Origin of the sequence: Sulfurospirillum oryzae, assembly GCF_025770725.1 — a bacterium.
Lineage (GTDB): Bacteria > Campylobacterota > Campylobacteria > Campylobacterales > Sulfurospirillaceae > Sulfurospirillum > Sulfurospirillum oryzae.
Genome location: NZ_JANZKZ010000006.1, coordinates 113,707 through 125,430, shown reverse-complemented (window position 1 = coordinate 125,430; position 11,724 = coordinate 113,707). Strand labels below are relative to the sequence as shown.

7 protein-coding genes are annotated in these 11,724 nt (G+C 29.7%); all 7 read right to left on the bottom strand.

The window, feature by feature from the left end:
• Positions 1-3: 3 nt before the first annotated feature.
• The 7 genes from N0B29_RS12600 to N0B29_RS12570 are packed head-to-tail and all read right to left on the bottom strand — an operon-like array spanning position 4 to position 11,722.
• Positions 4-3,204 (bottom strand): D-glucuronyl C5-epimerase family protein, encoded by a 3,201-nt coding sequence (locus N0B29_RS12600; RefSeq protein ID WP_263834078.1) that lies wholly within the window; start codon positions 3,202-3,204, stop codon positions 4-6.
• Positions 3,204-4,100, bottom strand: a complete 897-nt coding sequence (locus N0B29_RS12595; protein WP_263834077.1) for a hypothetical protein — start codon at positions 4,098-4,100, stop codon at positions 3,204-3,206. Before N0B29_RS12595 ends, N0B29_RS12600 begins: the two co-directional genes overlap by 1 nt.
• Positions 4,097-7,009, bottom strand: coding sequence for a methyltransferase domain-containing protein (locus N0B29_RS12590; protein WP_263834076.1), 2,913 nt, complete (start codon positions 7,007-7,009; stop codon positions 4,097-4,099). The genes N0B29_RS12595 and N0B29_RS12590 overlap by 4 nt, the downstream gene beginning before the upstream one ends.
• The gene (locus tag N0B29_RS12585) at positions 7,002-8,798 is read right to left on the bottom strand and encodes an ABC transporter ATP-binding protein (protein WP_263834075.1); all 1,797 of its coding nucleotides are present in this window, start codon (positions 8,796-8,798) and stop codon (positions 7,002-7,004) included. The genes N0B29_RS12590 and N0B29_RS12585 overlap by 8 nt, the downstream gene beginning before the upstream one ends.
• Positions 8,785-9,570 (bottom strand): ABC transporter permease, encoded by a 786-nt coding sequence (locus tag N0B29_RS12580; protein ID WP_263834074.1) that lies wholly within the window; start codon positions 9,568-9,570, stop codon positions 8,785-8,787. Before N0B29_RS12580 ends, N0B29_RS12585 begins: the two co-directional genes overlap by 14 nt.
• Positions 9,567-10,634 (bottom strand): non-hydrolyzing UDP-N-acetylglucosamine 2-epimerase, encoded by a 1,068-nt coding sequence (gene wecB, locus N0B29_RS12575; protein ID WP_263834073.1) that lies wholly within the window; start codon positions 10,632-10,634, stop codon positions 9,567-9,569. The genes N0B29_RS12580 and wecB overlap by 4 nt, the downstream gene beginning before the upstream one ends.
• The gene (locus tag N0B29_RS12570) at positions 10,634-11,722 is read right to left on the bottom strand and encodes a DegT/DnrJ/EryC1/StrS family aminotransferase (RefSeq protein ID WP_263834072.1); all 1,089 of its coding nucleotides are present in this window, start codon (positions 11,720-11,722) and stop codon (positions 10,634-10,636) included. The genes wecB and N0B29_RS12570 overlap by 1 nt, the downstream gene beginning before the upstream one ends.
• Between the last annotated feature and the right edge of the window lie 2 nt (positions 11,723-11,724).

Below are 11,724 nucleotides of genomic sequence, written 5' to 3'. Positions count from 1 at the left end.
TCATTACCTATTTGTTAGTATTTTTATTGCTCTCATCAAAAGCCTTTGTTGACCATTGTATTGTCTAACTCTAATGACAATTTTAGTCACTTTCTTATTAATACGAATTTCAGAATCACTTTTATTATTAGACACTGACTGTTGCATAACTAATTCTTGATTTTCATATGCATCAACATCAAATTTTGATGCATAATTCTTTTGGCTTTCCCAAACAAGCTGTATTTTATCAACAAACTTTTTTTCTTTTAAATCAAGGATAATTTCATGAGGCATAGGTAAATTTTCCAGTGATGCAACATAATTATCGTTTACGTTCCCATCGATGGCATTGTCCAAACCATATCCAGGATAAAATTTTACATTTGAATCGACTTCAAAATTTTTGTATTCTTCATCAAATTCTTTTTTAGGTTCAATGATAACACTTTGATTGTTATCATACTCTTCTAAGTAATATTGCCATCGTTTCGCGACTTGTTTCAAAACAACATCATCAGTTTTTTTGACTATATCATTCATTTGCACTATATGATATTTATGATAGTCGACACCGAGAAACCATCCTAAGTCATTACTCCTTACCGGTACAATGTAATCTTTCCATTGATGGTCACCTTTAGTTATTAAATTGGAACCATACAGCGGTACAAATTCTAAAGCATCCCCTTCTTGCATAGATTGTAATTTAACAACGAATTGCCCTGATGATATGTCTTTATAGTGTATTATTAAATAATATGGCGTTATGTCCCATAAATCCGAAAGCTTTCTATCTGGTAAACTCATCCATATAAAACTATTCTGGATCGCCCCACCATCCACAGCTTCCGTTCTTGCTTCATAACCGTTTTGAAAACTTCTCACTGTTTTCCCATCAATGACCGATGGCATTGACCAATCAATCCCGGTAACTTTGTCAGTACCATTTGCATCGTTGACGCTACCTATATCCAAACATGTCTTTTGATGGCTTACACTACTTATTAAACAAATGTCACTAATGAGTGGCGATTGGTTGCCACTAATCCAATCTAATTGAAATAAAAGTTCTTTTTTGGGATTTTGGTCATATTTGCTCCAATACCCCGTATCAAAATCATTGATATATTTTTTTAATGAAAGCAAGCCCTCTTGTGTTGTTTGTTTGATAGCTTTGTTATTAAGTTTGTCAAGATTTTCCATTAGTACATTTTGACTAATAAGATGCGCATTTAAAATATGTGTTTTATTTGGAACTTCTTCAAACCAGATATTACCACTTTTATCAAAAGAAGAAACTCCGCCATCTGAGATATCGTATTTATATGCATTTGCACCTTTAAGCGCATAATCATAAATACCATTTTCAAGAAACGCTTTTATAACGTAGGCTTGCCCAAAAGCAGAATTCCATCCTGCTTTTTGAATAACATCATTATAAGAATTTTGAAAATCAAACTTCCAAACGAGAGAGTCAACATAAGACTTTCCACTAACTTTTAACCAATTGATTGCAGGCTCTTTTTGTATATCTTTCAAATTTTCTGCTGTTACAAAGTTATACATCTTAAAATAAGATTTTGAAACTTTTTCATACTTCTCATCCGTAATAGCTAAAATGGGAATATTTAGCGCTTGTGAAGCTACTATAAACGGAGAATAGACTGGTATTCCACCTTCACTTTTAAAATCATATGAGCCATTTACAAAAATTGTTTTATTAGAAGGCTTATGTTGTCTAATAACCATATTATTATCAAAAGATAATAATGGTAACATTGGTGTTTGTTGCGGTAAAATTAATTTTTTATTTTTAACAATTTTTTCTGTATTGTAGTCAATCGTATGAACATGTGCTTGTGCAATATATGACCATTTTTGAATTTGCTTATTATTGGTTAATTTTGCCAATTTTTCTAAATAAAGATAATGCTTCCAGGCATAACTTAATCCTACTGGGAAGCCTAAGTCTGATTCATTGATTTTCACGATAAGACTTCGTTCCGTATTATCACCTTTAAGTAAAAAAATACCATTTTTCAGATCTTGAAATTTAATACTCGGTGCAATGGTTCTTTCTTGTAAAACAAGATTGCCCTTTTTAGTATCTTTGTAAGTAATTTTCAAATAAAAAACATTTTCATTTTTTGGGAAGTGCACATTTAAAAACGTATAGGGACTCACAAGATTTGAATTTTCAAATTCTGTTTTAAAATCAACGGGCAATGATGATTTTATCTCTCTAAGTGTTTGATTGCCATCTTGATAGTCACTTTTCCAATCTATCCCACTTAAAAATATCGATTTATTTGTATCGAAATCATCTCCATCTCCAATATCTTCTTTCAACAATACATTTTGATTTTTATCAAGAATAGATACGTTATCTATTGCTAATTCTGCTGTTTCAAATCCATAAGGGTTTGTGATGCGAAACAATTTCATATAGTTTGGATTTAGGTCATACTTTAGCCAATACCCTGCATCATATTTTGGAAGCCATTTTTGGAGGGTTTTTAACCCTTTGTCAAAATACTCTTTATAGATTTTTTTACCATTGTTTCTATACAATAAATCTAATGCTATCAAGCTTCTTAGGTGTGCATTTAAGATATGTGTTGATTCTTCTTTCAAAGGTATCTCTTCAAACCATACATCGTCGTTTTTAGTATACATTAAACCATTTTTTTCAATAGGTGTTATAAGTGGTGTAGCTACCTTTTCCGCTAGTTCTAAGTACTTATTGTCTTTTGTTTTTTCATACGCCGTTATAAAAACTTCTATACCAATCGCTTGTGCGAAAGAACTATACCAAGGAGCTTTTATATAGACGTTATTATACGTATTGTCAAAGTCATATACCCATACAGCGCTATTTTTATTCAAATATGTCAGCTTTTCTTCCAACACTTTTACAAGATGAAAAAATAGCTTTTCATTTGGCGCTACCTCTTTTGGATAGTAACTCTCACTATTTGCATATTGCAATGCATACAGTCCTGTCCATGCCGGATGAAACACTGTCCCTACATTTTGTATATCAAGATACGGAACACCCTCTTTGGTAATAAATTTTGCATTATTTACATCTGTTTGCATAGCAACTTTGTTTAAAATTTTTCCTTGGTTAAAAAGTATTGTTTGTTTTTCATCTGCATAAGAAAAAATACTATATGTACAAAATATTATTAATGCCAACATTACTAATTTATTTCTATTCATCAATATACACCTAGTCCTTTTAGTAATAATCTATTTTGACCATGAAAATCACTAAACTTAAATTCTATTTTTTGAATTTTTGTTTTCATAGCAGGTAAAACGATTTCTGTTTCAATTCCATCTATTTTGTTGTCAAACTCCAGCGTTTCGTTATCATTGAGAATCACTTTTATTTTTTGTGCATAATCCTCAGGACTATACCATTGAAAATAAAATCTATAAATGTCAAAAGACTCTTTTAATACATATTGTATCGATTGGTAGGGCTTATTTTCCTCTCCTGCAGTATAGTATTTATTTTGAAAATCTAACAAATGCTTTTCATTATACGGATCAGTAAAGAGATTTTTACTACTTACTTCTTTAGCATATTTCAACAAATTGCTTTCATAATTATTTAAGTGATATATCTTGATATTTTCTAGTGTTTTAAAAAAAGACGCCGACAAATATAGACTTCTTGCATTAAGGACGTGATCACTTTTCGTTTTATGGACAATAAAATTATCCGCTAATTTTATATTGTCTAGGATTTGCCATAATGAATTTTTATAATATGCACCGGCACTTGGTACAAATAAAAATTGACTATCGCCATCAGTAACATTGACCATAACATCATTTGTGCCTGTTGTTTTGGAAAACAGACCCAACTGTTCAGTTTTGAAACCGAGTTCCTTTGCTTTTCTAGCCAACAAATACCCTTGTTGAGAACAACTCCCATGAGGATAATGAATCAGTTTGTCAAACTCCACGTTGTATTTTCCACCCATCATACCGGCTCCAACTTCACGGTACAGTGTAGAAAGCTTATCATTGTATTTGATCAATTCTTCCAGTTTATCGGATGCGTATACATTGAGCAACAAAAAGATAATTAGAAACAGCTCTCTCATAGTATCTCTTTAAAAAGAGCAATAAATTTTTTCTCTTCTGTAGTCCAACAAATTTCATTTCTAGCTGTTAAAAGATTTTGTTTATAATCTTTATTTTCCTCAAAATAGCTATCTATCATACGCGCAATATCCTTTTCATCATTGATTTTGTATGAGTGGCCTATGTTATACGTTTGGACAAACTTATTTAATTCTGGAGAATCATTCGCTATGATCGGAAGCCCCGCTTGTATAAATTCAAAAAGTTTATTTGGTGTACAGTAAAAGCTATTTAGGTCTATATGTGGATATGGTATGATTCCTACATCTGCTGAAGCTGAGTACTCAAGAAGTACCGACTGATCAACGGCTGGAAAGAAAAATACTTTTTCATTGATCGTTTTATCTTCTTTGGCTATGTTTTCTAGCACTTGTTCAAAATTGCCAAAGCCCATAAGTACTAGTACAATACTATTATCTTTGATATATTTTGCTGATTTAACAAAAAGTTCAAGATTTCGATTTGGAGAGTATCCTCCTTGAAAAAGCACTATTTTTTGCTCTTTTCTTATAGGTAGCTTTTCTCTAAAATAGTCATATTTTTTATTTTTATCAAAAGTACTTGATGCATCAAGAGCATTTAGTATCACCTCCGGTTTATTTATGCCATATCTTTTCCGCATTTCAATAGCAATACTTTCATTTACTGTAATTACTAAATGAGGATATTTTATAAAATGAGATTCTACTTGTGTATAAGATTCTCGCTTTTTTTCAGAAAAAATTGCTTGTTCTGGATATAGTTCATGCGCATCATAAATCAAAGGTACGTTTTTGATTTTAGAAGCATACACAGCAGCAGGTAGTACAGGTAAATCGCAACACATTATATAATCTGCTTCTTCATTGAGTGCCATGTTTAGATAATGCAAATGTAACCAATAAAAATCTTTTAGGTTTAAAGTCGTACCATCAGTCCAATCATCAGGTTTTAGTATATATTTTTCTGTTTTGTATGGATCTATTCTTTTTACTTTTAGCTTGTCTGTGACAAAATCATCTTTTCCTTCAAGAGCAGCGATGATAGTACACCTTATCCCATAAGTCTTGATGAGGCTTTGGCACATTTGAACTGTTCTTCTATCTATTTTTACATCAGGAGTGATTACTACAAGATGTTTGCTCTTGTCTTTATTTGATTTTTTGATATTTGTTGTTGGTAAAAACTTGTTTTTTAATCTACCAAATAAATATCTTAATGGACTTTTTACCCTCTTTACGAAACTTTCATGTGAATTTGATATAGTGTATACGCCTACTTTAAGCTGGTACATTTCTTGATTGATTTTTTTTAGTTGCTCGTGTAAAGCTTCAATTTCATGGTTTAAGTCCTGTTTTAAAGTGTTTCTTTGTTTTACAAGCTCTTCTTTGATTGTTTCTAGTTCTTCTCTACTAGTGTTTCTTTGTTTTACAAGCTCTTCTTTGATTGTTTCTAGTTCTTCTCTAGTGTTTTTTGATACACAAAAAAATTCAAATGAATCTGATAAATTCATAAAGAAACATCTGTTTTTTCCATCATAAACCAAAACATCTTTGTCTAAAACTAAAAAACTGCTATCTTTTTTTCTATAGTCATACGTGTATGTCAAATATTGACTTGTAAAAAATTCTGTATTTTTTTCTTTTGATAGTACTAAATCACCAAAATTTTCATCAATATAAATTTTATCAAAAACAAAATTTTCGAAGGCATGAATATTATCAGTAATTAATTCAAATATCAAACCTTCATTTGCAGGAATAAGATCATTTGATATTTCAAAAAATTGTATTTTTTTATTATGGTCGTTTGATAACTCTATCGTACCAATGTTGATAAAATATTTTTCTAGATCATAAATATTTACTGATATTTTCGCATTTAGATTATCTTGAAACGCAAAATATATTTTTTGACTATCTTTTATTAAATATGGAAAACAAATTAATCTTCTATTTGGCTCATTTGTAAAATTTTCATCTAGGATATAAGCATATTGAGGATAAAACTCTGTATGTTTTTTTGTAAAAATATCATACTTTGATAGAATTGACTGCCTGTTTACAAAGTGTAATTGACAGATTTCTTTTTGAGACAATAGAGTATTTTCTTCAATATTATCAAAATCGAAAATCTCTTTTTTGTTTTCCATTGTTGATAATAACACAATAAACTCTGTGGAGTAATTGTAAAACCCATTTAAAAATCTATTGCATTCTATATCTATGTCTTTTGTATTTTCTTGTGAATTTCTTTGTTTGGTATTACACATAGGGCATACAGCGTTTTCCCATTTTTTATACCCTCTATTTGTTGTTCTGGCAAGAGTGTATTTAATCTCTGGTTCACTGACCCACTTATTACCAAAAAAACTATAATAAACAGGGGTATAATCATCTCTAAAGTCATTCATTATTTTGTTAAGTGAAATAGAACTAATATGCCAATTCATATGAAATACAGTTCCACATTTACTGCATTTTGACTGATTTGCTTCTAAATCTTCATCGTTTGGAGATATTATCAAGATATATTTTTTTGATACTCTTTTAAATTCTTTGATAGTTTTTTTATAAATTTCATCAGTTAAATGTTCTAATACATCACTACATATAATCAAATCAAAACTATCATCTTCAAAAGGCAAGCTATCTAGACTACCCTCAACTGATTTATTTTTTACATATTTGAGAGCTTCATGACTTCTGTCTATCGCTGTAATATCAAAACCGTCTAAATAGTTTGATATAGCACCATTTCCACATCCAGCATCAAGTACAGTTTTTACATCATTTGGTATAAATTTTTTGACTATATCAATTCTCTCTGTTTCTTGAGAAGTCAAGTCTCTATTCCACAACTCTTCTTGTTCGTAATAATTATTATTCATGTTCACTTCCATACTTTACTTCAAAATCTTGATATATCAACCCTAAATCCATATTTAGTCCATAAGGTTGTTCTATTTTGAATTTATACTTTCTATCATGCAAACAATAAGTTTTTTGTTCTATTGGATTAGTCAAGTCTATATCATGAAAAATTGCAACAGAAACCAAATACTCACCTTTTCCTATTTTAAGATTATTGATTTTAAAATCAACAAAACTATTATTAGTTACTTTATTAATTTTATAACCTCTTTGTTTATCAATAAGTTGAGTAATAGTGGTACCATCTGGTTTATATATTGCTACTACAAAAACGGGATTATAAATATCTTCAAAATATTTATAATTTACTCTAAAGATTATAGGTTCATCTACCGTAAATACAAATCTTTCTTCCAAACTTTCATCTAAAAAAGTAAATTTTGTGATGATTAGCTCCCCTGTACCATATATATCTGTTGTATTTTTTTCCTCTATATCTTGTATAATTTCTTCTTCAACAAGATTTTTTTCTTCTTTTTTAGCTAAATTTTTAAATATCTGAATATGATTTGTAACTTGCCAGATTTTTGATTGAGATGAGGTTATAGTTTTTATATTTTTATAGATATTTTTTTTACTATCATAAAACTCAAAATATATTTCATCATCAAATTCATCAAAATACTCAATATCAAAACTTACATCTTTTAAATCAATCACTAAAGGTAACTGAAATATCCCTATGGCATGGATGTATTCACCACCAAAATTTTTAAACTCTCTGCACCATTTTCCTTCTTTTTTAAAACTATCTGACCAGTTTATTTTTTTGCCAGTAATTACGTATCCATCTTGTTCTACAGAGTTGTCCATAGAATCACCAATGCTTATTTCGCTTAATAATTTATTTTTAACAAAAAGTCTAATTTTATGAACACAAAAACCCTTTTCTTCTGTAGCAGAGTTTTGTGAAGTTATAAATCTAAAAAGAAGTTGTTTTGTATTAGAATTTTGATTATTGATCTTTACTCCACTATTTTGAGAGAGAAGCCTTAACTCTTCCCTTTTTCTAACATCTGCACTATATGATTTTATAACATCTAAAGTAGAGCCATCTTCTCTGATTTTACCCTTGTCTATCCAAATACATCTATCACATATTTTTTGAACAGATGATAAATCATGAGAAACGAATAAAATAGTAGCGCCACTATTTGTAAGATTATTCATTCTCTCTAAAGCTTTAGAATTAAAATAAGCATCACCAGCACCTAATATCTCATCTATAATAAGCACTTCAGGTTTTATAGCCGTGGATACAGTAAACGCAAGTCTTGTGTACATACCAGCTGAGTAAGTTTTTAAAGGCTGTTCAATGAAATCTTCTAATTCTGAAAACTCTATAATCTCTTTTTCTAATTCAAGTGCTTTAGCTCCAGTAATCCCTTGAAAAGCAAGTGATGATCTGATATTTTCTCTTCCTGAAAATTCAGGATGAAACCCTGTTCCTAAAACAAAAAGAGCACTTATTTTTCCATCAACTTTTATTTTTCCATTTGTTGGTTTTACATTATCAGAAATCATACTGAGAAGTGTAGTTTTACCTGCTCCATTCCTGCCTATCATACCAACTTTTTCACCTTTTTTGATAGTAAGATTTATATCTTTTAAAGGCCAAAATTCTTCGTAGTTTTTTCTGAAAGAAAAACCCAATAAATCTAGTATTTTAGATGTACTATTTTTATATTTTTTATACATTTTAGAAACATTTCTAACTTCTATTGCATAAGTATTAGAGATAATCACTGAATACACCTTTTAATTTTGTAAAAAAGTAATATCCACAAATAAAATGCAATAAAGATAATACAGAGAAAATTCCAAGTAATTTTATGTCCAACTCATTAAACATAAAAATCTTTTGATATAACATAATCATATAATAAAGTGGATTGATATATAAAATAGCTCTAATCCCTTCTGGAATCATATTTTCTGTATATGCTATAGGACTAATCATCATAAGCATTAAAATCACTAGTCCAATAATTTGTCCTAAATCCTTAAAAAATACATTTAGTGTTGATAATATCCAAACTAATCCTATCGTAAACATCAGTTGCAATAAAACAATCAATGGCAAACACAGATAAGTTACTCCAATCTTTTCAAAAAACACCATTACAACAAAAAGCATAGAAAATCCAACAAATAAAAGAACCTGAGAGGATAAAACTACTGTTACAGGAGCAAATTCTATAGGAAACAATGTATTTTTTATCAGATTGCTATTTGATGTAACAGAATTAACACCTCTTCCCAAAGCTTCTGCAAAGCTAAGGAAAGGTATTAAGCCACAAAAAATCAACATAACATATTCATAAGGAGACATTACATCAAGTCTTATTTTAAAAATCATAAGATATACAAAAGCATACATAGAAAGAAATAATATAGGATATAAAATCAACCACACAATACCAAATATAGAGCCAGCATTCTTACTTTTTAAATCGTACAATGTAGTACTGTAAATAATCTTCTTATTCTTAAATATTTCAATAAACGGTTTTATCAATTATATACCTTTAACTCATTTATGATATTTTCACTAGCTTTTCCACCACCATATAAATCTAACTTTGAATTTTGAATGTTAAATTCTGAATTATTTTTATAAGCTTCTAATATTTTTTCTTTATCAGCACCTACCAAAGTATTTGCCCCACAAATTACAAGCTCTACCCATTCTGTTTCATCTCTCAGCGTAATACACTGTTTCTCAAAGAAATATGCTTCCTTTTGAAGTCCTCCGCTATCTGTCATGACAAAAGAACAGTTATCTATTAACCATACCATTTCAAGATAACCAATAGGTTCTATAATAGTAAGATTTTCTATATTTAACTTTAAGTTTTCTAATGATTTTTTTGTTCTTGGGTGAAGTGGTAAGATTACTTGTTTTTCTTTTGCTATTTTTTCTAAAGCTTCAAATATATTTCTAATTCTAGTTTCATCATCTGTATTTTCTGCTCTATGGATAGTACAAAGAATAAAATCATCTTTTATATCAATTTTTGGTTTAGTTGCTAAATTTTTATAAAATATTGCACCATCTTGCATAACATCGCCCGATTTTACTATCTTGCAATCAAGATTTTTATAACCTTCATTTTTAAGATTCTGTATAGCTGTATCCGTAGGACAAAATAATATATCACTTACTCTATCTGTAAGGATTCTATTTACTTCTTCAGGCATACGCATATTGAAGCTTCTAAGTCCTGCTTCAATATGCGCTAATTTTATATGAAGTTTGCTTGATACTATTGCACCTGCCAGTGTAGAGTTTGTATCACCATATACCATAATCCAATCAGGTTTTTCTTTGATAGCTACCTCTTCAATTTTCTCTATCATTTGTCCAGTCATAGCACCATGAAATTTTCCACCAATTCCTAAAAAATAGTTTGGCTTTGGAATTTTCATCTCATCAAAAAATATATCACTCATATTTGTATCATAGTGTTGACCTGTGTGCACTATGATTTCTTCTATTTTATTATGTTTTGATATCTCTCGACTTACGCTTCCTGCTTTTATAAACTGTGGCCTTGCACCTAAAATTGTTAGTATTTTCATTATATATTCTCTACTATATACTCAATCTCTTCATCAGTAACATAAGGATTCATAGGTAAACTCAGAATTTCATTTGATACTATTTCTGAAACAGGGAAATCACCTTTTTTATATCCAAGATATGTAAAACACTCTTGAAGGTGTAAAGGCATAGGATAATGTACTGCTGTTGGTATTCCTGCCTTTTTTAATTTTTCTTGTAACTCATCTCTATTTTTTACTCTCAATGAGTATTGAGCCCAAGCTGATGTTGCTTTTTCATCTATATATGAAAGAACTAAATTTGATTTGTTTGCTAAAGCTTTTGTATACTTAAAAGCAACTTCTTGTCTTAAAGCCAAATCTTTTGCATAGTATTTAAGTTTCACATTTAAAACAGCTGCTTGAATAGTATCTAGTCTTCCACCAATTCCTATATATTTATGATGATATCTTTTTAGCTGACCATGAAGTCTTAAAGATTTCATTTTATTTGACAAAATTTCATCATTTGTAAATATGGCTCCTCCATCACCATAACATCCAAGAGGTTTTGCGGGGAAAAATGAAGTTGTTGATATATCTGCAAGTGATGAGTCCATCGTGCCATTGTAAGTACTTCCAAAACTTTGAGCACCATCAACTATCACTTTTAAGTTATATTTTTTAGCTATTTCATTTATTTTATCCATATCAGCTGGCTGTCCATATAAAGACACAGGAATAATAGCCTTTGTTTTTGAAGTGATTTTTTCTTCTATTAAATCAGGATTGATATTATAAGTTTTTTCATCAATATCTACAAATACTGGAGTTGCCCCTAAAAAAGCAATAGTTTCAGTAGTTGCTATAAAAGTAAATGGTGTTGTTATCACTTCGTCACCTGGTTTGATGTCTAGTGCCATCATTGCGAGAAGTAAAGCATCTGTACCACTACTACAAGATATAGCATATTTTGCACCTGTAAACTCTTGAAGACTAATTTCGAGTTTTTCTACTTCATTTCCCATGATAAAGTTGCAATTTCTTGCTACTTTTAAAATAGCTTCTTCTATTTCATTTTTATATAATTCATGTTGATATTGTAAGTTTGCGAAATCTATCTTCATAT